Consider the following 21,905-nt stretch of genomic DNA (forward strand, 5'->3'; position numbering starts at 1 on the left):
CCGCCGTACGGCCTTCCGAGCGTCACCGAGGTACCCGCGCCATGACCCAGCCGCCCCCGCCACCCCCGAACCAGCCGCCGAACCAGCCGCCCGGCCAGCCGCCGGCGCAGCCCCCGCAGCCGCCGGCCCAGCCGCCGCAGCAGCCGCAGCCGGGCTACGGCTATCCGCAGGCCCCGCCCCCGCAGCCCGGTTACGGCTACCCGGGCGCGCAGCACAACCCGTACGCGCAGCAGCCCCCGGCCCCCACCGCCCCGCAGTTCCCCGGCTACGGCGCCCAGCCGCCCAACCCCTACGCCCAGCCCACGCAGCCCATGCAGGGCATGCAGCCGGGTTACGGGCATCCCGGCCAGGGACAGCCGCCGACCGTGCCGATGGCGCCCCGGCCGGGGGCGGGCGGCGGCGGGCGGAACAACGCCGTGCTGCTCATCGTCGTCGCGGCGGTCGTCGCCATCGCGTTGATCATCGGCGGCGGCATCTGGTACGCCAAGTCCTCCGGGGACCACGGCAAGCACGACACCGCGTCCTCCGGCGGCGCCACCGGCGGCTCGAACGACAAGGGCTCCGGGGGCACGACCGGCGGTGGCGGCAAGGAGAAGGCGCCCGCCGACCCGTCCTCCCGGCTGCTCTTCGGGGTGCCGCTGCCCAAGGCGGACGACACGGTCAGCGTGGAAGGCTCGTGGCTGACGGACACGGTGTACGCCAAGAGCGGCATCGCGAAAATCGTCGGCTACGACCCGGTCAAGGGCACCGAGTTGTGGACGATCAAGCTGCCCGGTCCGGTGTGCGCGGCCAGCAAGCACGTGGATGACGACGGCCGGACGGCGATCGCCTTCCAGCCGAAGATGCCGGAGAAGGGCTCCTCCGCGGGGTGTAGCCAGGTCGCCGCGATCGACCTCACCGCGGGGAAGAAGCTGTGGACGAAGTCGGTCAAGTCCGGTGACTACCCCGTCATGTTCGCCAATGTGACGGTCGCCCAGCACACCGTCGCGGTCGGCGGCTCCGACGGCGGCGCCGCGTTCGACATCGAGTCCGGCAAGACGCTGTGGCAGCCGAAACCCAACGACACCTGCTACGACGAGGGGTACGGCGGCGGCACCCGGCTGGTCGCGGTGCGCAAGTGCGGGCAGTACGACGACCCGCAGCTCAACATCCAGACCATCGACCCGGTCAGCGGCAAGGTGATCTCCGAGTACAGGATGCCGGATGGCGTCCTGTACGCGTCCATCGTCTCCACCGATCCGCTGGTGGTCGCGGCCGACGTCGGCCAGAGCGCGGGCGACGGCAGCGGCGTCTCGGACTACTTCTCCATCGACGACAGGACCGGCAAGCTGCTCGCCCGCATCCCCGCGCCCGGCGACACCTACGGGGGCCGCTGCGACGCCACCAACCGCATCGAGGATTGCCGGCAGATCGTGGCGGGCAACGGCAGGCTGTACCTGATGACCGAGGCGCACGACGGCAAGGGCGAGTACACCCGGACCAACGAGATCGTCGCCTTCGACCTGAAGACCGGCAAGCCGACCGGCCAGCGCGCCGAGGCCGGCGACGGTTACACGCTCTCCCCGCTGCGCATGGACGGCGGCAGCCTGATCGCCTACAACGCGCCGCCGTACAACAAGGGCGGCCAGGTCGTGAGCATCGACGGCGGTTCGTTCAAGGTGACCAAGCTGCTGGAGAACCCGTCCACGAAGAGCGTGCGGGACTCCGAGGTCAACCTGCTGCCGGAGTACGCGGAACTCCGCTTCGGCAAGGGCCGGCTGTACATGTCCGCCGTCTTCGCCAAGGAGCGGGACATGTCGTCGTACAGCAAGGAGTACCTCGTGATGGCGTTCGGCGCGGACGGCTGATCCGCCGGCCCCACCCGAATGAGTGACTTGCCGAGAAGTGCCCCGGATTTCATCGATCCGGGGCACTTCTCATGAAGAGGGGCAGCGCTACGTCGAACAAGCGTGTAGCTTCCGGGGGCATGAAGGGCGGGGGTGCCCGGGGGACTGGGGGGTTGCTCTATGGGAGTGCGGCTCATGGTCGTGGACGACCATCGGCTGCTCGCGGAGGCGCTGGCGTCCGCGCTCAAGCTGCGCGGGCACCGGGTGCTCGCCGCGGCGGCGCCGGCCGCGGGCGCGGCGGACCTCGTGATCGCGCGGGCGCCCGAGGTGTGCCTGCTGGGCACGGCGGCACCGGCCGAGCCGGGGATCTTCGACCCGGTGGTCAAGATCAAGCGGGAGCGTCCGCAGGTGGCGGTGCTGGTGCTGGGCCCCGTGCCGTCACCGCGCGGCATCGCGGCGGCCTTCGCCGCGGGAGCGTCGGGGTACGTGCGGCAGGACGAGCGGATCGAGGGGGTCGAGCGGGCCATCATGAAGGCCCGGGCCGGGGAGGCGGCGGTGGCTCCGCAACTGCTCCAGGGGGCCTTCGGCGAGCTGCTGAATCCCGCCGCACAGCCCGATGACGAGGCCCAGCGGCTGCTGGAGATGCTGACGCCGCGGGAGGTCGAGGTGCTGGTGCGGGTGGCCGACGGCGAGGACACGCGGCGGATCGCGGCGGGGATGGGCATCGCACCGAGCACGGCGCGTACGCACGTCCAACGGGTGCTGATGAAACTGGGCGTGGGCTCCCGGCTGGAGGCGGCGGCCCTGGCAGCCCGCACAGGCTTACTGGACCGCGCGAGCCCCCTGCGGGGCGCGTCCGCCGAATAGGCACCCTCCGCTGGGGCCGGGGTGGGGTCGCCTGCCCGCGCTGACGGGGTGCCGCCTGCGCCCACCCGTGCCGCCCCAAGCGACACGACTGCCCGCAGGCCCTGCGGCGCTACCGCCCGCGGCCGGGAGTCGCTGCGCGGGGAACTGCGCGACCAGCCCCCGCGCGCCCGCAGACGAAAGGCGGCGCCTACTCGCCCGCCCTCTCCTCCGGCAGGCCCTCCGGAGGAAGCGGCGGCGGTGTGGGCCGCAGCTTCAGCCAGGCCAGGAAGAAGATGCCCAGGAGCAGCATGCCGATCCCGGTCCAGAGATTGATGTTCACGCCCTCGGCCTTGTCGATCGCGGCCTGCGAGTCGGTGATCCCGGTGATCGTGACGATGACGCCGTAGACCACGAAGAGTCCGCCGATGATGCGCCGCAGGTCGAAGATGCGCGCCGCGGTCGCCGACTTGGTCTCCAGCTCGGAGACCTCCCGCAGGACGTCCTGCTCGGTGTAGTGCAGCGGGCGACGGGCCTGCTCGGGGTGGTCAGGATGCTCGGTCATGGTTCCTCGATCCTCCCGCGTCAGAGCGAGAACGGGATGTAGCAGACGGCGGCCAGCACGACCGCGCCCCAGCCCAGCAGGGCCGGCTTGCGGTACCACGCGTCGTCGCCCGCGGCGGGCGCTTCGGACATACCGGGGGAGCTGGTGCCGTAGACCAGGCCCTGCAACTCCTCCACCGGCTTCGGCTTGGTGAACAGGGACACCGCGACCATCACCACCGCGCCGGCGACGAAGCCGGCGATGGCGCAGACGAAGTTGGCGCCCTGGTCGGTCGGGATGGAGATGATGCCCTTCTTGTAGAGGACGAAGTAGTTGACCATTGCGGTCACGGTGCCGGCGAGCAGGCCCCAGAAGCCGGACTTCGCGGACGCCCGCTTCCAGAACATGCCGACGATGAAGACGACGAACATCGGCACGTTGAAGAAGGAGAACAGCGTCTGGAGGTAGCTCATGATGTTCGAGAACGAGGACGCCAGGAACGCCGTGCCGACGGAGGCGCAGACGCCGATCGCGGTGATCAGCCGGCCGAAGCGGACGTAGTAGCCGTCCTCGCGCCCCCGCACCACGTACTTCGCCCAGATGTCGTTGGTGAACACGGTGTTGAAGGACGACACGTTCGCCGCCATGCCCGCCATGAAGGCCGCCAGCAGACCGGTGACGGCGATGCCGAGCACGCCGTTGGGCAGCAGCTCCTGCATCAGGAAGGGGATGGCGTCGTTGTACTGGTAGCCGGAGCCGGCGCTGCCGAACTTCGGGACGATCGCGGCGGCGACCAGGCCGGGGATCATCACCAGGAAGACGATGAAGATCTTGGGGTAGGCCGCGATGAGCGGCGTGCGCTGACCCGCCGAGAGGTTCTTCGCGGACAGGGCGCGCTGCACCTCGGCGAAGTTGGTGGTCCAGTAGCCGAAGGAGAGCACGAAGCCGAGGCCGAGGACGATGGTCAGCCAGTTCGCGCCGAGCGGGTTGGCGTGCCCGATGCCGGTGCCGCCCCACGCGGTGGTGAAGTCGGCGCCGTGGGTGGCGGTGAGCTTGTCGGTCAGGCCGCCCCAGCCGCCGACCTTCTTCAGGCCGAGGATGGTGATCGGGATCAGCGCGGCCAGGATCACGAAGAACTGGAGGACCTCGTTGTAGATCGCCGAGGACAGGCCGCCCAGGGTGATGTACGCGAGGACGAACGCGCCGGCGACGACGATGGCGACCCACTGCGGCCAGCCGAGCAGGGCCTCGACGACGATCGCGAGGGCGTAGAGGTTGACGCCCGCGATCAGGATGGCGGCGAACGCGAACAGGATCGAGCTGAGCAGGTGGGCGCCCCGGTCGAAGCGCAGCAGCAGGAACTCGGGGACCGAGCGGACCTTGCTGCCGTAGTAGAAGGGCATCATCACCAGGCCGAGGAAGACCATGGCGGGGATGGCGCCGATCCAGTACCAGTGGACGGTGTAGGCGCCGTACTGGGCGCTGTTCGCGGCCATGCCGAGGATCTCGGTGGCCGCCAGGTTCGCCGAGATGAAGGCGAGGCCGGTGATCCAGGCGGGCAGCGAGCGTCCGGAGAGGAAGAAGTCGAGGCTCGTCTTGACCGAGCGGCGGGCCGCGAAGCCGATGCCCAGGACGACGACGAAGTAGATCGCCAGGATCGTGTAGTCCAGCCAGTTGGTGGGGAGCCGTAGCTCCGCCGCCAGATAGGTGGGGGCGTATGTGGGGGTTTGCATGAGAACTCGCTTCGTTGCGCGAACTGATCCAGAGCGGAACCTACGCCGCCGTGTTCGTTATTTGAACACTCCAGCTGGTGTTCTTTGTTTGATTGTGATCGACCGAGGTGTTGTGGACTTGTGGTCTGTTATGTTTGTTTGTGTTGAGTGATTGGGTGCGGACACACCCGTAGGGCCCGAACAAGGAGTCCGGCGTGAAGAAGACCTCGACCCGGCTGGCCGACGGTCGTGAGCTGATCTACTACGACCTGCGGGACGACACCGTGCGCGACGCGGTAGACCGGCGCCCGCTGGACCGTACGGTCACCACCTCCGAGATCCGCCGCGACCCGCTGCTCGGCGACTCGGTCGCCGTGGCCTCGCACCGCCAGGGCCGCACCTACCACCCGCCGGCCGACGAGTGCCCCCTGTGCCCCACCCGCGGCGACCGGCTCAGCGAGATCCCGGACTCCTCGTACGACGTCGTCGTCTTCGAGAACCGGTTCCCCTCCCTCGCCGGCGACTCCGGCCGCTGCGAGGTCGTGTGCTTCACCTCCGACCACGACGCCTCCTTCGCGGACCTGAGCGTCGAGCAGGCGCGGCTGGTGCTCGACGCGTGGACGGACCGCACGTCGGAGCTGTCGCATCTGCCCGCCGTCGAGCAGGTCTTCTGTTTCGAGAACCGCGGTGCCGAGATCGGCGTGACCCTCGGCCACCCGCACGGGCAGATCTACGCCTACCCCTTCACCACCCCGCGCACCGCGCTGATGCTCCGCTCGCTCGCGGCGCACAAGGAGGCCACCGGCGGGGAGAACCTGTTCGACGCCGTCCTCGAACGGGAACTCGCCGGCGAGCGGGTCGTCCTTGAGGGTGAACACTGGGCGGCCTTCGTGCCGTACGCGGCGCACTGGCCGTACGAGGTCCACCTGTACCCCAAGCGCCGCGTGCCCGACCTGCTCGCCCTGGACGAGGCGGCCCGCACAGAGTTCCCCCAGGTCTATCTGGAACTCTTGAAGCGCTTCGACCGGATCTTCGGCGAGGGCGAGCCGCCCACGCCGTACATCGCGGGCTGGCACCAGGCCCCGTTCGGCGCGCTGGAGGAGTTCGACGGTGTCACGCGCGACGACTTCGCGCTCCACCTAGAGCTTTTCACCATCCGCCGTACTTCCGGCAAGCTGAAGTTCCTCGCGGGTTCCGAGTCCGGCATGAGCGTGTTCATCAACGACGTGCCGCCGGAGCGCGCGGCCGAGCGACTGCGAGAGGTAGCGAGTTCATGAAGTACCTGGTGACGGGTGGCGCGGGATACGTCGGCAGTGTCGTGGCCCAGCACCTGCTGGAGGCCGGCCACGAGGTCACCGTCCTCGACAACCTCTCCACCGGCTTCCGCGCGGGCGTCCCGGCCGGCGCGGCCTTCGTCGAGGGCGACGTCCGCGACGCCGGCAAGTGGCTCGACCCCTCCTTCGACGGCGTGCTGCACTTCGCCGCGTTCTCCCAGGTCGGCGAGTCGGTGGTGAAGCCCGAGAAGTACTGGGACAACAACGTCGGCGGCAGCATGGCCCTGCTCGCCGCGATGCGCGAGGCCGGTGTCCGCAAGCTGGTCTTCTCCTCCACCGCCGCGACCTACGGCGAGCCGGAGCAGACCCCGATCCCGGAGACCGCGCCGACCCGGCCCACCAGCCCCTACGGCGCCTCCAAGCTCGCCGTCGACCACATGATCACCGGCGAGGCGCACGCGCACGGCCTGGCGGCGGTCTCCCTGCGCTACTTCAACGTGGCGGGCGCGTACGGCGCGTACGGCGAGCGGCACGACCCCGAGTCGCACCTGATCCCGCTGGTCCTCCAGGTCGCCCAGGGCCGCCGCGACGCGATCTCGGTCTTCGGCGACGACTACCCGACCGCCGACGGCACCTGCGTCCGCGACTACATCCACGTCGCCGACCTGGCCGAGGCCCATCTGCTGGCCGTCCGGGCCGCCACCCCGGGCGAGCACCTGATCTGCAACCTCGGCAACGGCAACGGCTTCTCCGTCCGCCAGGTCATCGAGACCGTCCGCGAGGTCACCGGCCACCCGATCCCCGAGGTGGTGGCCCCGCGCCGGGGCGGCGACCCGGCGGTCCTGGTGGCCTCCGCGGACACCGCCCGCGAGAAACTGGGCTGGAACCCGACCCGCGCGGATCTCGCGGGCATCGTCGCGGACGCGTGGGAGTTCGCGCAGAGCATCACAAGGGAGCACTAGTGGGTGCACAGCAGGTCGCGGAGCGTTTCGCCGAGCTGTACGGGGCCGGGCCGGAGGGCGTGTGGGCGGCGCCCGGCCGGGTCAACCTCATCGGTGAGCACACCGACTACAACGACGGCTTCGTCATGCCGTTCGCGCTGCCGCACCAGGCGGTCGCCGCGGTCTCCCGCCGTGACGACGGCGTCCTGCGCCTGCACTCCGAGGACGTCGAGGGCGGGGTCGTGGAGCTGCGGCTGGACGCCCTCGCCCCGCAGACCGACCGGGAGTGGACGGCGTACCCGGCGGGCGTCGTCTGGGCGCTGCGCGAGGCGGGTCACGAGGTGACCGGCGCCGACGTCCACCTGTCCTCGACGGTCCCGACGGGCGCGGGCCTGTCCTCGTCGGCCGCGCTGGAGGTCGTGATCGCCCTGGCGCTGAACGACCTGTACGACCTCGGCCTCCAGCGCTGGAAGCTGGCCCGCCTGTGCCAGCGCGCCGAGAACGTCTACGTCGGCGCGCCGACCGGGATCATGGACCAGACGGCGTCGGCCTGCTGCGAGCAGGGCCACGCGCTGTTCCTGGACACCCGTGACCTGTCCCAACAGCAGATCCCCTTCGACCTCGTGGCCGAGGGCCTGCGCCTGCTGGTGGTCGACACCCGGGTCAAGCACGCCCACAGCGGCGGCGAGTACGGCAAGCGCCGGGCCGGCTGCGAGAAGGGCGCGGCCCTGCTCGGCGTCGACGCCCTGCGGGACATCCCCTACGACGGCCTGGACGCGGCCCTCGCCCGCCTCGGCGACGAGGAGGAGGTCATCCGTCTGGTCCGCCACGTGGTCACGGAGGACGAACGGGTCGAACGCACCGTCGCCCTGCTGCGCGCCGGCGACACCCGCGCCATCGGCCCGGTCCTCACCGAGGGCCACGCCTCCCTGCGCGACGACTTCCGCATCTCCTGCCCGGAGCTGGACCTGGTCGTCGACACGGCCCTCGCCGCCGGCGCCCTGGGCGCCCGCATGACCGGCGGCGGCTTCGGCGGCTCGGCGATCGTCCTGGCGGAGGCGGCCGACGTCGACACCCTGACCAAGGCGGTCGAAGAGGCCTTCGCGGCGGCGGACTTCAAGACCCCGCGCGTCTTCGAGGCGGTCCCTTCGGCGGGGGCCCGGCGGCTGAGCTGACGCCCGTCGTCCCGACCGGCCCCGTACACGGTCACCGTGTACGGGGCCGGCGTCATCGCCGACCCCGTGCTCCCGAAGGCGAAGTGCCCTCCTCCGCCTCGGATTTGGCATGACCGGTAAGGTGCAGGTCGGGGGGCTTTCCCGCCCGACTGCCGCGCTACGGGGGCCGCTGATGAAGGACGACGAGATCCGCTCACGCTTCGACGGCCGGGGGCACGTCGAGATCCGGGGCCCGGTGTCCGTGAAGGCTCGGGCCGAGGAGATCGCGCACGCGCTCGGCTACCGGCTGATCGCCACGGAGGAGTCGCGCGGCGCTGGCCTCGCGTTCGGGTATCGCACCCCGCTCAGCGTGCGGCTGCTCTTCCGGCGCGACGACGACCCCCGGGCCCGCCGCCGGGCCCAGCGGACCGTCGAGCGGCTGCGAGCGGGCGGCCCGGTGCTCGGGGGCGAGGAACTGCCGCCCCCGCCTCCGCCGGCCCCGGCTCCGCCCCTGACTCCCAGGTCCACGGCACCCCGCCCCCGGCGCTCGATGGAACCTCAGCCGCCGCCGCCCGCGCCGTCGGGCCCGCCCGGCCCCCGGGTTCCGCCCCGACCGCCCTATCCGCCTCCGCCCCCGCCCCCGCCCGCAGCGGTGGAGTGAGCCCCGTCAGACCAGTCGCTTCGTCAGTGTGTACTCCGTGATCCCCGGCGGGTAGTCGGGGATCACGCACACCACCTCGTAGCCCTGTTTCCGGTAGAACTCCGGGGCCTGGAAGCTCCAGGTCTCCAGGCGGGACGCCGTGCAGCCGCGGTCGGTCGCGGCGATGCGTTCCGCCTCCGCCAGCAGGCGGGTGCCGAGGCCCGCGCCGCGGTGTGCGGCGTCCACCCACAGGTAGGTGACGTGCAGCCAGGTCGTCCAGGTGTGGCCGACCAGGCCGCCCGCCAGGTCGCCCGCGGTGTCCAGTGCCCACAGGTGCAGGGGCGCTTCGCGTTCGGCGGGCGTGCCGCGCAGTGCGGCCAGGACCGGGGACGCCGCCGTGTTGGTGTCCCGCAGCCGTGCGCGGAGCAGATCACGTCGCTCTTTGTCGACTTCCGCCTCAATACGAAACATGCGGCACACCATAAACGCGCCGGACGGCCAGTTCTGCGATTCGCCTTCCGTCGCGTGCTCCCATCCGTACTCTGTGGAGCAGCACCGGTGGGGGCCGGTGCCGCTCAGGGGGCGAGACAGGCGGGTACGGCGCCCGCGGTGGGGGTAGCAGTGTTCGCAACGGCGGCGGCCGTGCGGCGCGCGTCCCCTCTCCGCGGGTGTCGTACCCGCGCCGGTCGTCGTTCTCCGGATCCTTTCCGGGCCTTTCCGGACCGACCAGTTCCGGAGCTTTCCGGACCTTGGGTATCCCCTGCTCCGCGCGGAGCCTGGGGAAGGGGGTTACGTGGTTCGCATCCGAGTCCTGGTCGTGGACGACCACCGCATCTTCGCCGAGTCGCTCGCCGCCGCCCTGGCCGCCGAGCCCGACGTCGACGTCTTCGCCGCCGGCAGCGGTCCGGCCGCGCTGCGCTGCCTGGAGCGCGCGGCCGGCGAGGGCCGGCGCTACGACGTCCTGCTGGTCGACGCCGACCTGGGCGGCCGGCTGCCCGGCGCCCGCCCGGCCGTGCCGGTGCACGAGGGCGACGAGGAGGGGCTGGTCGACGGGATCTCGCTCGTCACCGGGGTCCGGGCCGCCCACCCCGCCGTACGGATCGTCGTCCTCGCCGAGAAGGACGACCCGCGCCGCGCGGCCCTCGCGCTCCAGGCGGGGGCGTCCGGCTGGGTCGCCAAGGACTGCTCGCTGTCCCGGCTGCTGACGGTGATCCGGGGGGTGCTGCGCGACGAGACGCACCTGCCGCCCGCGCTGCTCACCGGCGTGCTGAAGGAGCTGACGGCGGCGCGCAAGCACCGCACCGAGAGCGAGCGGCTGGTGGAGTCCCTCACCCCGCGCGAGCGGGAGGTGCTGCGCTGCATGGTCGCGGGGCTCGGCCGCAAGGCCGTCGCCGAGCGGCTGTTCCTCTCCCCGCACACCGTCCGCACCCATATGCAGAACGTCCTCGGCAAGCTGGGCGTCCACTCCACGCTGGCCGCCGTCGCGCTGGCCCGGCGGGCCGGGGTGGGGCCGGTGGACCTAGCCGGGGATGTTGTCGAACGGGGCGGTCAGCTGGCGTAGCAGACCGGCCAGTTCGGCGCGCTGGGCGCGGGACAGCTCGGCGAGGATCGCCCGCTCCTGCTCCAGCAGGCCCGCCAGCGCCTGGTCCGCGCGGTCGCGGCCCTCGTCGGTCAGCCGGACCAGCACGCCCCGCCGGTCGCTGGGGTCGGGCAGCCGCTCGACCAGGCCCTTCTTCGCCAGCCGGTCGATGCGGTTGGTCATCGTGCCCGAGGTGACCAGTGTCTGGGTGAGCAGCTGGCCGGGGGAGAGCTGGTACGGCGTGCCCGCGCGCCGCAGCGCGGTCAGCACGTCGAACTCCCAGGGCTCCAGCTGGTGCTCGGCGAAGGCGAGCCGGCGGGCGCGGTCGAGGTGCCGGGCGAGTCGGCTCACCCGGCTGAGCACTTCCAGCGGCTCCACGTCGAGGTCCGGACGCTCCCGGCGCCACGCTGCGACCAGCCGATCGACCTCGTCCTCCATAGAGATCAGTGTAGTGGTTGTGTCGATGTGAAGTCTCTTGATGTCGAGTCTCTTGACATCGAGAGAAACGGGCGGGGAGAGTGGAGGGTATGACGACGCCCAGCTGGGACCCCGCCCAGTACCTCCGCCACGCCGGGCACCGGGCCCGGCCCTTCGCCGACCTCCTCGCCCGCATCCCGCGCCTGCCGGGCGACGCACCCCGCATCGCCGACCTCGGCTGCGGCCCCGGCAACGTCACCGCCCTGCTCGCCGACCGCTGGCCCACCGCCCGCATCACCGGCTACGACAACTCGCCCGAGATGCTCGACAAGGCCCACGTCGACCATGAGGGACCCACGGCCCAGGGCGGCCGGCTCGACTTCGCCCACGCCGACGTGCGGACCTGGACGCCCACGGAGCCGTACGACCTGATCGTCTCCAACGCCACCCTCCAGTGGGTGCCGGGCCACGCCGACCGCTTCGCCGACTGGATCGCCGCCCTGCGCCCCGGCGGCACCTTCGCCTTCCAGGTCCCGGACAACATCGACGCCCCGCTGCACGCCCTCATGCGCGACCTCGCCGCCACCCCCCGCTGGCGGGACCGCCTCGCCGACGTCCTGCGCCGCACGGACTCCGTGCACGCCCCCGGCGCCTACCTGGACCGGCTGGCGCGCCTCGGCTGCACGGCCGACGTCTGGCAGACGACGTACCTCCACGTCCTGGAGGGCGACGACCCGGTCCTGGACTGGGTGAAGGGCACCGGCCTCAGGCCCGCGCTGACCGCCCTCGCCGACGACCCCGAGGCGCGCGAGGCGTTCCTGACCGAGTACCGGGACCTGCTGCGGAAGGCCTACCCGAGCGCGCCGTACGGCACGGTGCTGCCCTTCCGCCGGCTGTTCGCCGTGGCCGTGAAGGAGGGTTGAGCGTGCTGGTGGCGATCGATCATGTGCAGTTGGCGGCCCCCTTCGGGTCGGAGGACACGCTGCGCTCGTACTACGCCGGCGTCCTCGGCATGACCGAGGTCCCCAAGCCGCCGGCGCTCGCCGCGCGCGGCGGATGCTGGTTCGAGGCGGGCTCCGTCCGGCTCCATCTAGGGATCCAGCACGGCTTCCGGCCCGCGGAGAAGGCCCACCCCGGGCTGCGGGTGCGGGACATCGAGGCGTACGCGGCCCGCCTCGCCGCGCAGGGCGCCGAGGTCACCTGGGACGACGGCCTCCCCGGCCACCGGCGCTTCTTCTGCGAGGACCCCGTCGGCAACCGCCTGGAGTTCCTGGAGCCGGCCCCCCAGGCCGCTCAGCTCTTGCGGTGACCGATCAGGCGCGGCTTCTGCTCCAGGCCGTCCAGGCCGTGCCACGCCAGGTTCACCAGATGGGCCGCCACCTCCGCCTTCTTCGGGCGGCGCACGTCCAGCCACCACTGGCCGGTCAGCGCGACCATGCCGACCAGCGCCTGGGCGTAGAGGGGGGCGAGCTTGGGATCGAAGCCGCGCGACTTGAACTCGCGGCCCAGGATGTCCTCCACCTGGGTGGCGATGTCCGAGATGAGGGACGCGAAGGAGCCCGTGGACTGCGGGATCGGGGAGTCGCGGACCAGGATGCGGAAACCGTCCGTGTACTCCTCGATGTAGTCCAGGAGGGCGAACGCCGCCTGCTCGCACAGCTCACGCGGGTGGCCGGCCGTCAGCGAACTGGTGACCATGTCCAGCAGGCGCCGCATCTCGCGGTCCACCACCACCGCGTACAGCCCCTCCTTGCCGCCGAAGTGCTCGTACACCACCGGCTTGGACACCCCGGCCTTCGCCGCGATCTCCTCCACCGACGTGCCCTCGAAACCCTTGGCGGCGAAGAGGGTGCGACCGATCTCCAGCAACTGCTGGCGGCGCTCGGCACCGGTCATACGGGTCCGGCGGGTCCGCCGCTGCTTGTCGTTGCCTGAGGTGCTGCTGGAGTCGGTCGCCACGGCGTCAATCATGCCGCCTCGGCCGTCTCCCCCCGGCGCCGGGAGCCGCCTTCCCCGGTGTGACGCCGCGAATCGATACGCGAGCGTGACGGCCAGCGCACGTCGTACGCCCACCCGAGCAGCTCGAAGATGCGGATGAACCGGGCCGAGGAGTCGATCTGGCCGCGCATCACACCGTGCCGCGCCGACGTCGGGTCGGCGTGGTGCAGGTTGTGCCAGGACTCACCGCAGGACAGCACCGCCAGCCACCACACGTTGCCCGAACGGTCCCGCGACTTGAACGGCCGCTTGCCGACCGCGTGGCAGATCGAGTTGATCGACCACGTCACATGGTGCAGCAGCGCCACCCGGACGAGTGAACCCCAGAAGAACCCGGTGAACGCGCCCCACCAGGACATCGTCGCCAGACCGCCGATCAGCGGCGGCAGCCCCAGGGACACGGCCGTCCACAGCACGAACTGCCGGGAGATCGCCCGCATCGCCGGGTCCTTGATCAGATCCGGCGCGTACTTGTCCTGCGGGGTCTGCTCCTCGTCGAACATCCAGCCGATGTGCGCCCACCACAGGCCCTTCATCAGCGCCGGGAGCGTCTCGCCGAACCGCCACGGGGAGTGCGGGTCGCCCTCCGCGTCGGAGAACTTGTGGTGCTTGCGGTGATCGGCCACCCAGCGCACCAGCGGCCCCTCGACCGCCAGCGAACCCATGATCGCGAGCGCGATCCGCAGGGGCCGCTTCGCCTTGAACGAACCGTGGGTGAAGTACCGGTGGAAACCGATCGTGATGCCGTGGCAGCCCAGGAAGTAGAAGAAGACCAGCAGGCCCAGATCGAGCCAGCTCACCCCCCAGCCCCAGGCCAGCGGCACGGCCGCCACCAGTGCCAGGAACGGCACGGTGATGAACAGGAGCAGCGTGATCTGCTCGATCGAACGCTTCTGCTCGCCGCCCAGCGTGGCGGAGGGAGGGGGTGTGTCGGTGGCCTTACGGGCTTCGTCGATCACATCGGAACTTGAGGTCATGCGCGTCCCCTGTGGGGTCGATGGTCGAGGCAGATGCCGGGCCGCGGGGACCGTACGGGAGTCGACGGTGCTTCCCTACGGTTCCGTAACCTACGGCATCGTAAGTATGGCAGCGTGTCGCGCGGCGGCAAGAGCCCCAGAGCCTGCGCGTCCACATGGCCACCTATCCTTGGACTCGGTCGGACAGCGCGGTCCGCTGAAGTTTCCTTCCCGGACCCTCCGGCCCGTATGCGGCACCCGCCGTGTGTGGCAGCCGGCCGGGTTCCCTCCCAGACGAGCTTCAACACTGCAAGGAGCCGCACCTGTGAGCAGTGCCGACGACCAGACCACCACGACCAGCAGCGAGCTGCGCGCCGACATCCGCCGGCTGGGTGATCTCCTGGGGGAGACCCTCGTCCGGCAGGAAGGCCCCGAGCTCCTCGAACTGGTCGAGAAGGTCCGCCGCCTCACCCGCGAAGACGGTGACGCCGCCGCCGAGCTGCTGCGCGGCACCGAACTGGACACCGCGGCCAAGCTGGTCCGCGCCTTCTCCACCTACTTCCACCTCGCCAACATCACCGAACAGGTGCACCGGGGCCGCGAACTGCGCGCCCGGCGCGCCGCCGAGGGCGGCCTGCTCGCCCGCACGGCCGACCGGCTCAAGGACGCCGACCCCGAGCACCTGCGGCAGACCGTCCAGAACCTCAACGTCCGCCCGGTCTTCACCGCGCACCCCACCGAGGCAGCGCGCCGCTCCGTCCTCAACAAGCTCCGGCGCATCGCCGCGCTCCTGGACACCCCCGTCCTCGACACCGACCGCCGCCGCCACGACGTCCGCCTCGCCGAGAACATCGACCTCGTCTGGCAGACCGACGAGCTGCGCGTCGTACGCCCCGAACCCGCCGACGAGGCCCGCAACGCGATCTACTACCTCGACGAGCTGCACGCCGACGCCGTCGGAGACGTCCTGGAGGACCTGACCGCCGAACTGGAGCGCGTCGGCGTCAAGCTCCCCGACGACACCCGCCCCCTCACCTTCGGCACCTGGATCGGCGGCGACCGCGACGGCAACCCCAACGTCACCCCCCAGGTCACCTGGGACGTCCTCATCCTCCAGCACGAACACGGCATCAACGACGCCCTGGAGATGATCGACGAGCTGCGCGGACTGCTCTCCAACTCCATCCGCTACACCGGCGCCACCGAAGAGCTCCTCGACTCCCTCAAGACCGACCTGGAGCTGCTCCCCGAGATCAGCCCCCGCTACAAGCGCCTCAACGCCGAGGAGCCCTACCGGCTCAAGGCCACCTGCATCCGGCAGAAGCTGGAGAACACCAAGCAGCGCCTCGCCAAGGGCACCCCGCACGAGGAGGGCCGCGACTACCTCGGCACCGGCGAGCTGCTGAAGGACCTGCGCATCATCCAGGCCTCCCTGCGCGAGCACCGCGGCGGCCTGTTCGCCGACGGCCGCCTCGCCCGCACCATCCGCACCCTGGCCGCCTTCGGCCTCCAGCTCGCCACCATGGACGTCCGCGAACACGCCGACGCCCACCACCACGCCCTCGGCCAGCTCTTCGACCGGCTCGGCGAGGAGTCCTGGCGCTACGCCGACATGCCCCGCGACTACCGCGCCCGGCTCCTCGCCAAGGAACTGCGCTCCAGAAGGCCGCTCGCCCCCACCCCGGCCCCCGTCGACGCCGCCGCGCAGAAGACCCTCGGCGTCTTCGAGACCGTCAAGAGGGCCCTGGAGGTCTTCGGCCCCGAGGTCGTCGAGTCCTACATCATCTCCATGTGCCAGGGCGCCGACGACGTCTTCGCCGCCGCCGTCCTCGCCCGCGAAGCCGGACTGCTGGACCTGCACGCCGGCTGGGCCAAGATCGGCATCGTCCCCCTCCTGGAGACCACCGACGAGCTGAAGGCCGCCGACACCATCCTGGAGGACATGCTCTCCGACCCGTCCTACCGGCGCCTGGTCGCGCTGCGCGGCGACGTCCAGGAGGTCATGCTCGGCTACTCCGACTCCTCCAAGTTCGGCGGCATCACCACCAGCCAGTGGGAGATCCACCGCGCCCAGCGCCGGCTGCGCGACGTCGCCCACCGCTACGGCGTACGCCTGCGCCTCTTCCACGGCCGCGGCGGCACCGTCGGCCGCGGCGGTGGCCCCTCCCACGACGCCATCCTCGCCCAGCCCTGGGGCACCCTGGAGGGCGAGATCAAGGTCACCGAACAGGGCGAGGTCATCTCCGACAAGTACCTCATCCCCTCCCTCGCCCGGGAGAACCTGGAACTGACGGTCGCGGCCACCCTCCAGGCCTCCGCCCTGCACACCGCACCCCGCCAGTCCGACGAGGCCCTCGCCCGCTGGGACGCGGCCATGGACGTCGTCTCCGACGCCGCCCACGCCGCCTACCGCCGCCTGGTCGAGGACCCCGACCTGCCGACGTACTTCCTCGCCTCCACGCCCGTCGACCAGCTCGCCGAGCTGCACCTGGGCTCGCGGCCCTCCCGCCGCCCCGGCTCGGGCGTCTCGCTCGACGGCCTGCGCGCCATCCCGTGGGTGTTCGGCTGGACCCAGTCCCGGCAGATCGTGCCCGGCTGGTTCGGCGTCGGCTCCGGCCTCAAGGCGCTGCGGGAAACCGGTCTGGACAGCGTGCTCGGCGAGATGCACGAACAGTGGCACTTCTTCCGCAACTTCATCTCCAACGTCGAGATGACCCTCGCCAAGACGGACCTGCGGATCGCCCAGCACTACGTCGACACCCTCGTCCCCGACGAGCTCAAGCACGTCTTCGACACCATCAAGGCCGAACACGAGCTGACCGTCCACGAGGTCCTGCGGATCACCGGCGAGCAGGAACTGCTGGACGCCCAGCCGGTCCTCAAGCAGACCTTCGCCATCCGCGACGCCTACCTGGACCCGATCTCCTACCTCCAGGTCGCCCTGCTCAAGCGGCAGCGCGACGCCGCCGCGGCCGGCACCGACCCCGACCCGCTGCTCTCCCGCGCCCTGCTCCTCACCGTCAACGGCGTGGCGGCGGGCCTGCGCAACACCGGCTGACCCTCTGCGGAACAGAGGGTGCCCCCGAGGCCGTACGACCCCGGGGGCACCCTCCTTCGCTCACCCCACCGCGACACCGCGCACGTCACTGCGACGCCGCGAACGCCGCCGTCAGCAGCACCGCGCCGGACAGCCCCAGCACCCACGCCACCCGGGCCAGCCGCATCCCGCCCGCCACCACCACCGAGGCCAGCAGCAACGCCCCGCCCAGCGGCAGCCAGGCGTACAGGACGCCCGCCGCACCGGACCGCACCGCCTCCGCGGTACCGGGCTTCAGCACCACCGCGTACGTCGACCCCGTACGCACCGCCACCGACTTCTCGATCTCCACACGCGCGCGTGGCCGCGCCCCCGCCGACGTCGGCGTGAACGGCCCCGTACAGGTGTCCCCGGCACACCGCGTCACCTTCACCGTGCCGGACTCACGCCCCTTCGCCAGCATCACGTGCTGGGCGGTCCCCCAGGACCCCCGCACCCCGGCGAACAGGATCAGCGCGGCGAGCGCACCCATCGCCGCGACCCGCCCGAAACGCAACGCGGACACGGACGTCTGACGAGCGGTACTGGCTGAGGCAGGCATGGCCGGGATCATTGGCCATATCCCTACGACCGGTCAACTCCCCGCAGCACCAAGCCCGGACAAGTCAGGAGTTGTACGCGCTCTGCGCCCGCTCCAGACCCTCCGTCACCAGACACTCCACCGCGTCCGCCGCACGGTCCACGAACCAGTCCAGCTCCTTGCGCTCCGCCGAGGAGAAGTCCTTCAGCACGAAGTCCGCCACCTGCATCCGCCCCGGCGGCCGGCCGATCCCGCACCGCACCCGGTGGTAGTCCGGACCCATCGCCTTCGTCATCGACTTCAGACCGTTGTGCCCGTTGTCACCGCCGCCCAGCTTCAGCCGCAGCGTCGCGTAGTCGATGTCCAGCTCGTCATGGACCGCGACGACGTTCCCCAGCGGAACCTTGTAGAAGTCCCGCAGCGCGTTCACCGGACCACCGGACAGGTTCATGTACGACATCGGCTTCGCCAGCACCACCCGACGGCTCCCCGGCCCCGCCGGACCGATCCGCCCCTCCAGCACCTGCGCCTGCGCCTTGCCCGCCCGCTTGAATTTCCCCCCGATCCGCTCCGCGAGCAGGTCGGCCACCATGAACCCGACGTTGTGCCGGTTCATGGCGTACTCCGGCCCGGGATTGCCGAGCCCGACGATGAGCCAGGGATCACTGGCGGCGGTGGTCACGTCCATGTCTCCTTGATACGCGCCAGCCGCCGCCCCCGGCGAGGGAGGCGGCGGCTGAACAGATGATGACGACGGCGAGGATCAGGCCTCCGCCGCCTCCTCGCCCTCGGCGCCCTCGCCCTCGGTCTCCTCGGCCTGCGCGGCCAGGACCTGGATCACCACGGCGTCCTCGTCCACGGCCAGGGACGCGCCGTTCGGCAGCGCGATGTCCTTGGCGTGGATGGAGGCACCGGCCGCCAGACCCTCGACGGAGACGGTGACCTGCTCCGGGATGTGCGTGGCCTCGGCCTCGACCGGCAGCGCGTCCAGGACGTGCTCCAGCAGGTTGCCGCCCGGGGCCAGCTCGCCCTCGACGTGCACCGGGATCTCGACCGTGACCTTCTCGCCACGCTTGACCAGCAGCAGGTCGACGTGCTCCAGGAAGCCCTTCAGCGGGTCGCGCTGCACGGCCTTCGGGATCGCCAGCTCGTGGGACTTGCCGTCGATGTCCAGGGAGATCAGGACGTTCGGCGTACGCAGCGCCAGCAGCAGGTCGTGGCCCGGCAGGGTCAGGTGCAGCGGGTCGGAGCCGTGGCCGTACAGAACGACCGGCACCTTGTTGTCACGGCGGATGCGGCGGGCCGCACCCTTGCCGAACTCGGTGCGGGTCTCGGCGCTGAGCTTCACCTCGGACATATGGATCACTCCTCGTAGGAACTCGGAACGGACGTGGTCACCCGGCCACGAACGGCCTGCTACGAAGAGCGCGTCGATAACGGACCGCCGTACACGAGTACGGCCTCCCTCGCCGAGCAACTGCAGCAGTCTACTCGGCAGGGGAGGCCATACCCAAAACGATCACCTACGGGCGCCCGAGGGGGCTCGCAAGGAGGTGCGGAAGGAGGTGCGGAAGGAGGTGCGGAAGGAGGTGCGGAAGGGAGTGCAGAAACCTCACTGCTCGTCGAAGAGGCTGGTCACCGAGCCGTCCTCGAACACCTCACGCACCGCACTCGCGATCGTCGGAGCGATCGACAGCACCTTGATCTTGTCCAGATCCGCCGCCAGCTCACCCGGCGTCGGCAGCGTGTTCGTGAACACGAACTCACTCACCCGCGAGTTCTTCAGCCGATCGGCCGCCGGACCCGACAGCACACCGTGCGTCGCCGTCACGATGACATCCTCCGCACCGTGCGCGAACAACGCGTCAGCAGCCGCACAGATCGTGCCACCCGTGTCGATCATGTCGTCCACCAGGACACACACACGACCCTTGACCTCACCCACGACCTCGTGGACCGTCACCTGGTTCGCCACGTCCTTGTCACGCCGCTTGTGCACGATCGCCAGCGGCGCACCGAGCCGGTCGCACCACCGGTCCGCCACCCGCACCCGGCCCGCGTCCGGCGACACGACCGTCAGCTTGTCCCGGTCCACCTTCCCGCCCACGTAGTCCGCCAGCAGCGGCAGCGCGAACAAGTGGTCCACCGGACCGTCGAAGAAACCCTGGATCTGATCGGTGTGCAGATCCACGGTCAGGATGCGGTCCGCACCCGCCGTCTTCATCAGATCCGCGATCAGACGCGCCGAGATCGGTTCACGACCCCGGTGCTTCTTGTCCTGCCGCGCGTAACCGTAGAACGGCACGATCACAGTGATCGACCGCGCCGAAGCACGCTTCAGCGCATCGATCATGATCAGCTGCTCCATGATCCACTTGTTGATCGGAGCCGTGTGGCTCTGGATCAGGAAGCAGTCCGCACCACGAGCCGACTCCTGGTAACGGACGTAGATCTCACCATTCGCGAAGTCGAAGGCCTTCGTCGGGACGACCCCGACACCCAGCTGCTGGGCGACCTCCTCGGCAAGCTCGGGGTGGGCGCGGCCGGAGAAGAACATCATCTTCTTCTCGCCGGTCGTCTTGATCCCGGTCACAGCACAGTCTCCTCAGAGGTTGTCTCAGCCAGCCGGCTGCTCGGCGACCTCTCGGCTGGGCATGAGAGGCCGAATCAGCTGGTAAGGGTGCGGGGTGCACACGTGCGGATGTGCACTTATCACGGTACGCCGTGTTTGGCGTACGCGTTTCCGGTCAGTCCTCGTTCTCACCCTGCCCGGACGACGCCTCGGCCGCCTTCGCCGCCGCGCTCCCCGGACGCTTCCGGGCCACCCAACCCTCGATATTCCGCTGCTGACCACGGGCCACGGCCAGCGAACCCGGCGGTACGTCCTTCGTGATCACCGACCCGGCGGCGGTGTAGGCACCGTCCCCGACCGTGACAGGAGCCACAAACATGTTGTCCGCACCGGTCCGGCAATGCGACCCCACCGTCGTGTGATGCTTGTCCTGACCGTCGTAGTTCACGAACACGCTCGCCGCGCCGATGTTCGTGTAGTCACCGATCCGCGCGTCCCCGACATACGACAGGTGCGGCACCTTGGTGCCCTCCCCGATCGACGCGTTCTTCGTCTCGACGTACGTCCCGATCTTGCCCTTCGCACCCAGCCGGGTCCCCGGCCGCAGATACGCGTACGGCCCCACGGACGCCCGCGGCCCCACGACCGCCCCGTCGGACACCGTGTTGTCCACCCGCGCCCCCGCGCCCACCTCGGTGTCCTTCAGCCGGCTGTTGGGCCCCACCTCGGCACCCTCACCCAGCCGCGTCGACCCCGTCAGCTGCGTTCCCGGATGCACCACCGCGTCCCGCTCGAAGGTGACGGTCACATCCACCCACGTGGTCGCCGGGTCGACGATCGTCACCCCCTCCAGCATCGCCCGCTCCAGCAGCCGGTCGTTCAGGATCCGCCGCGCCTCCGCGAGCTGCACCCGGTTGTTGATCCCGGCGATCTCACGGTGGTCGGCCGCCACGGAAGCCCCCACCCGGTGCCCGGCCTCCCGCAGAATCCCCAGCACGTCCGTGAGGTACTCCTCACCCTGGCTGTTGTCCGTCCGCACCTTCTTCAGCGCGTCCGCCAGCAACTGCCCGTCGAACGCGAACACACCGCTGTTGATCTCCCGGATCTCCCGCTGGACCTCGGACGCGTCCTTGTGCTCCACGATCGCGGTGACGGCACCCGTCGCCTCGTCCCGCACGATCCGGCCGTAACCGGTCGCGTCCGGGACCTCGGCCGTCAGCACGGTCACGGCGTTGCCATCGGCCTCGTGCGTCCCGGTGAGCCGCCGGAGCGTGTCGGCGGTGAGCAGCGGGGTGTCCCCGCACACGACCACGACCGTCCCGTCGACGGACCCGCCCAGCTCCTCCAGCCCCATCCGCACGGCGTGCCCGGTGCCGTTCTGCTCCGCCTGCACGGCGGTCCTGGTGGCCGGGTCGATCTCGGCGAGGTGCGCGCCGACCTGCTCACGGGCGTGGCCCACGACGACGACGAGGTCCTGCGGGTCCAGCTCGCGGGCGGCGGCCAGCACATGTCCGACCAGGGAACGGCCGCAGATGTCGTGCAGGACCTTCGGTGTGGCCGACTTCATACGGGTGCCCTCACCCGCTGCGAGAACGACGACGGCTGCCGGGCGAATGGCGCTCACGGGGTTGCCCTTCGGCTGTGGATGGGTGGGGGTGACAGCCGCAGGATACCGGGGCGGGTTGAGGGGGACATGAGTGCGGGCCCTGACGGTGGTGTCAGGGCCCGAGTGGTGTGAAGCTCCCCTGCCAGGACTCGAACCTGGAACAAATCATCCAAAGTGACCCGTGTTGCCAATTACACCACAGGGGAGTGTATAGGCTCCCTAAACG

At 70.8% G+C, this 21,905-nt stretch carries 21 protein-coding genes and 1 tRNA gene; 10 read left to right on the top strand and 12 right to left on the bottom strand.

The genetic code is table 11. The annotated features are described in order from the left end of the window. Nucleotides 1–41 precede the first annotated feature (41 nt). Nucleotides 42–1,847 (top strand): outer membrane protein assembly factor BamB family protein, encoded by a 1,806-nt coding sequence (locus AQJ11_RS27115; protein ID WP_059264708.1) that lies wholly within the window; start codon nt 42–44, stop codon nt 1,845–1,847. 159 nt (nt 1,848–2,006) lie between these two features. After that, a complete protein-coding gene (locus AQJ11_RS27120) occupies nt 2,007–2,693 on the top strand; it encodes a helix-turn-helix transcriptional regulator (protein WP_079082415.1) in 687 nt (228 codons plus the stop codon). A 187-nt stretch (nt 2,694–2,880) separates the two neighbouring features. On the opposite strand, the gene AQJ11_RS27125 is transcribed toward AQJ11_RS27120, so the two are convergent. Both AQJ11_RS27125 and AQJ11_RS27130 read right to left on the bottom strand, forming a co-directional pair. Then, on the bottom strand, nt 2,881–3,234 hold the full coding sequence (locus tag AQJ11_RS27125; protein WP_014673210.1) for a hypothetical protein: 354 nt from the start codon (nt 3,232–3,234) through the stop codon (nt 2,881–2,883). Nucleotides 3,235–3,254: 20 nt separating this feature from the next. After that, entirely contained in the window at nt 3,255–4,946 is a 1,692-nt protein-coding gene (locus AQJ11_RS27130) for a sodium:solute symporter family protein (protein WP_059264712.1), read from the bottom strand. Nucleotides 4,947–5,140: 194 nt separating this feature from the next. Between AQJ11_RS27130 and galT the strand changes: the two genes are divergently transcribed. The 4 genes from galT (at nt 5,141) to AQJ11_RS52160 (ending at nt 8,955) form a co-directional block, all read left to right on the top strand. Continuing rightward, nucleotides 5,141–6,202: a galactose-1-phosphate uridylyltransferase gene (gene galT, locus AQJ11_RS27135; protein WP_059264715.1), complete on the top strand. Its 1,062-nt coding sequence runs from the start codon at nt 5,141–5,143 to the stop codon at nt 6,200–6,202. Then, entirely contained in the window at nt 6,199–7,161 is a 963-nt protein-coding gene (gene galE / locus AQJ11_RS27140; RefSeq protein WP_014673207.1) for a UDP-glucose 4-epimerase GalE, read from the top strand. The genes galT and galE overlap by 4 nt, the downstream gene beginning before the upstream one ends. Then, nucleotides 7,161–8,315 (top strand): galactokinase, encoded by a 1,155-nt coding sequence (gene galK / locus AQJ11_RS27145; RefSeq protein WP_059264717.1) that lies wholly within the window; start codon nt 7,161–7,163, stop codon nt 8,313–8,315. The genes galE and galK overlap by 1 nt, the downstream gene beginning before the upstream one ends. A 172-nt stretch (nt 8,316–8,487) precedes the next feature. Continuing rightward, nucleotides 8,488–8,955, top strand: coding sequence for a hypothetical protein (locus tag AQJ11_RS52160; RefSeq protein WP_059264719.1), 468 nt, complete (start codon nt 8,488–8,490; stop codon nt 8,953–8,955). Between the two features lie 6 nt (nt 8,956–8,961). On the opposite strand, the gene AQJ11_RS27155 is transcribed toward AQJ11_RS52160, so the two are convergent. Beyond that, on the bottom strand, nt 8,962–9,417 hold the full coding sequence (locus AQJ11_RS27155; protein ID WP_203348936.1) for a GNAT family N-acetyltransferase: 456 nt from the start codon (nt 9,415–9,417) through the stop codon (nt 8,962–8,964). A gap of 310 nt (nt 9,418–9,727) precedes the next feature. Here AQJ11_RS27155 and AQJ11_RS27160 point away from each other — a divergent pair, with 310 nt between their 5' ends. Further along, the gene (locus AQJ11_RS27160) at nt 9,728–10,495 is read left to right on the top strand and encodes a LuxR C-terminal-related transcriptional regulator (RefSeq protein ID WP_058080835.1); all 768 of its coding nucleotides are present in this window, start codon (nt 9,728–9,730) and stop codon (nt 10,493–10,495) included. Here AQJ11_RS27160 and tamR read toward each other — a convergent pair. After that, entirely contained in the window at nt 10,454–10,951 is a 498-nt protein-coding gene (tamR, locus tag AQJ11_RS27165) for a MarR family transcriptional regulator TamR (RefSeq protein WP_014673201.1), read from the bottom strand. The two genes, AQJ11_RS27160 and tamR, sit on opposite strands and share 42 nt — an antisense overlap. 89 nt (nt 10,952–11,040) lie before the next feature. Here tamR and AQJ11_RS27170 point away from each other — a divergent pair, with 89 nt between their 5' ends. Together AQJ11_RS27170 and AQJ11_RS27175 are read left to right on the top strand one after the other, a co-directional pair. Beyond that, nucleotides 11,041–11,853, top strand: a complete 813-nt coding sequence (locus AQJ11_RS27170) for a trans-aconitate 2-methyltransferase (protein ID WP_059264721.1) — start codon at nt 11,041–11,043, stop codon at nt 11,851–11,853. A 2-nt stretch (nt 11,854–11,855) separates the two neighbouring features. Then, nucleotides 11,856–12,239 (top strand): VOC family protein, encoded by a 384-nt coding sequence (locus AQJ11_RS27175; RefSeq protein ID WP_059264723.1) that lies wholly within the window; start codon nt 11,856–11,858, stop codon nt 12,237–12,239. On the opposite strand, the gene AQJ11_RS27180 is transcribed toward AQJ11_RS27175, so the two are convergent. Next, a complete protein-coding gene (locus AQJ11_RS27180; protein WP_014673198.1) occupies nt 12,224–12,901 on the bottom strand; it encodes a TetR/AcrR family transcriptional regulator in 678 nt (225 codons plus the stop codon). The two genes, AQJ11_RS27175 and AQJ11_RS27180, sit on opposite strands and share 16 nt — an antisense overlap. Further along, complete coding sequence (locus AQJ11_RS27185) at nt 12,898–13,905, bottom strand: acyl-CoA desaturase (protein ID WP_014673197.1); 1,008 nt, start codon at nt 13,903–13,905, stop codon at nt 12,898–12,900. Before AQJ11_RS27185 ends, AQJ11_RS27180 begins: the two co-directional genes overlap by 4 nt. Nucleotides 13,906–14,209: 304 nt before the next feature. Here AQJ11_RS27185 and ppc point away from each other — a divergent pair, with 304 nt between their 5' ends. Further along, a complete protein-coding gene (ppc, locus tag AQJ11_RS27190) occupies nt 14,210–16,942 on the top strand; it encodes a phosphoenolpyruvate carboxylase (RefSeq protein ID WP_059264726.1) in 2,733 nt (910 codons plus the stop codon). An 85-nt stretch (nt 16,943–17,027) separates the two neighbouring features. Here the strand turns inward: ppc and AQJ11_RS27195 are convergent, their stop codons facing one another. From AQJ11_RS27195 to AQJ11_RS27220, 6 genes are all read right to left on the bottom strand, one after another. Next, complete coding sequence (locus AQJ11_RS27195) at nt 17,028–17,534, bottom strand: hypothetical protein (RefSeq protein WP_175252171.1); 507 nt, start codon at nt 17,532–17,534, stop codon at nt 17,028–17,030. A gap of 52 nt (nt 17,535–17,586) precedes the next feature. Beyond that, the gene (gene pth, locus AQJ11_RS27200) at nt 17,587–18,189 is read right to left on the bottom strand and encodes an aminoacyl-tRNA hydrolase (RefSeq protein WP_041665259.1); all 603 of its coding nucleotides are present in this window, start codon (nt 18,187–18,189) and stop codon (nt 17,587–17,589) included. A gap of 75 nt (nt 18,190–18,264) precedes the next feature. Beyond that, nucleotides 18,265–18,858 carry a 50S ribosomal protein L25/general stress protein Ctc gene (locus AQJ11_RS27205; RefSeq protein WP_059264728.1) on the bottom strand — a complete coding sequence of 198 codons (594 nt, stop codon included), beginning with the start codon at nt 18,856–18,858 and terminating at the stop codon, nt 18,265–18,267. Nucleotides 18,859–19,113: 255 nt separating this feature from the next. Beyond that, entirely contained in the window at nt 19,114–20,094 is a 981-nt protein-coding gene (locus AQJ11_RS27210; RefSeq protein ID WP_014673192.1) for a ribose-phosphate diphosphokinase, read from the bottom strand. Between the two features lie 154 nt (nt 20,095–20,248). After that, nucleotides 20,249–21,697 (bottom strand): bifunctional UDP-N-acetylglucosamine diphosphorylase/glucosamine-1-phosphate N-acetyltransferase GlmU, encoded by a 1,449-nt coding sequence (glmU, locus tag AQJ11_RS27215; RefSeq protein WP_078611754.1) that lies wholly within the window; start codon nt 21,695–21,697, stop codon nt 20,249–20,251. 116 nt (nt 21,698–21,813) lie between these two features. Continuing rightward, a tRNA-Gln gene (locus AQJ11_RS27220) sits at nt 21,814–21,885 on the bottom strand. Between the last annotated feature and the right edge of the window lie 20 nt (nt 21,886–21,905).

Origin of the sequence: Streptomyces corchorusii (assembly GCF_001514055.1) — a bacterium.
In the GTDB taxonomy this organism is placed as follows: domain Bacteria; phylum Actinomycetota; class Actinomycetes; order Streptomycetales; family Streptomycetaceae; genus Streptomyces; species Streptomyces olivaceoviridis.

Excerpts from the sequence above, each read along its gene's own strand:
- AQJ11_RS27115 (WP_059264708.1), top strand. The coding sequence starts at position 42 with ATGACCCAGCCGCCCCCGCCACCCCCGAACCAGCCGCCGAACCAGCCG.
- AQJ11_RS27120 (WP_079082415.1), top strand. The coding sequence starts at position 2,007 with ATGGGAGTGCGGCTCATGGTCGTGGACGACCATCGGCTGCTCGCGGAG.
- AQJ11_RS27125 (WP_014673210.1), bottom strand. The coding sequence starts at position 3,234 with ATGACCGAGCATCCTGACCACCCCGAGCAGGCCCGTCGCCCGCTGCAC.
- AQJ11_RS27130 (WP_059264712.1), bottom strand. The coding sequence starts at position 4,946 with ATGCAAACCCCCACATACGCCCCCACCTATCTGGCGGCGGAGCTACGG.
- galE (WP_014673207.1), top strand. The coding sequence starts at position 6,199 with ATGAAGTACCTGGTGACGGGTGGCGCGGGATACGTCGGCAGTGTCGTG.
- AQJ11_RS52160 (WP_059264719.1), top strand. The coding sequence starts at position 8,488 with ATGAAGGACGACGAGATCCGCTCACGCTTCGACGGCCGGGGGCACGTC.
- AQJ11_RS27155 (WP_203348936.1), bottom strand. The coding sequence starts at position 9,417 with ATGGTGTGCCGCATGTTTCGTATTGAGGCGGAAGTCGACAAAGAGCGA.
- tamR (WP_014673201.1), bottom strand. The coding sequence starts at position 10,951 with ATGGAGGACGAGGTCGATCGGCTGGTCGCAGCGTGGCGCCGGGAGCGT.
- AQJ11_RS27170 (WP_059264721.1), top strand. The coding sequence starts at position 11,041 with ATGACGACGCCCAGCTGGGACCCCGCCCAGTACCTCCGCCACGCCGGG.
- AQJ11_RS27180 (WP_014673198.1), bottom strand. The coding sequence starts at position 12,901 with ATGATTGACGCCGTGGCGACCGACTCCAGCAGCACCTCAGGCAACGAC.
- AQJ11_RS27185 (WP_014673197.1), bottom strand. The coding sequence starts at position 13,905 with ATGACCTCAAGTTCCGATGTGATCGACGAAGCCCGTAAGGCCACCGAC.
- AQJ11_RS27195 (WP_175252171.1), bottom strand. The coding sequence starts at position 17,534 with ATGATCCCGGCCATGCCTGCCTCAGCCAGTACCGCTCGTCAGACGTCC.
- pth (WP_041665259.1), bottom strand. The coding sequence starts at position 18,189 with ATGGACGTGACCACCGCCGCCAGTGATCCCTGGCTCATCGTCGGGCTC.
- AQJ11_RS27205 (WP_059264728.1), bottom strand. The coding sequence starts at position 18,858 with ATGTCCGAGGTGAAGCTCAGCGCCGAGACCCGCACCGAGTTCGGCAAG.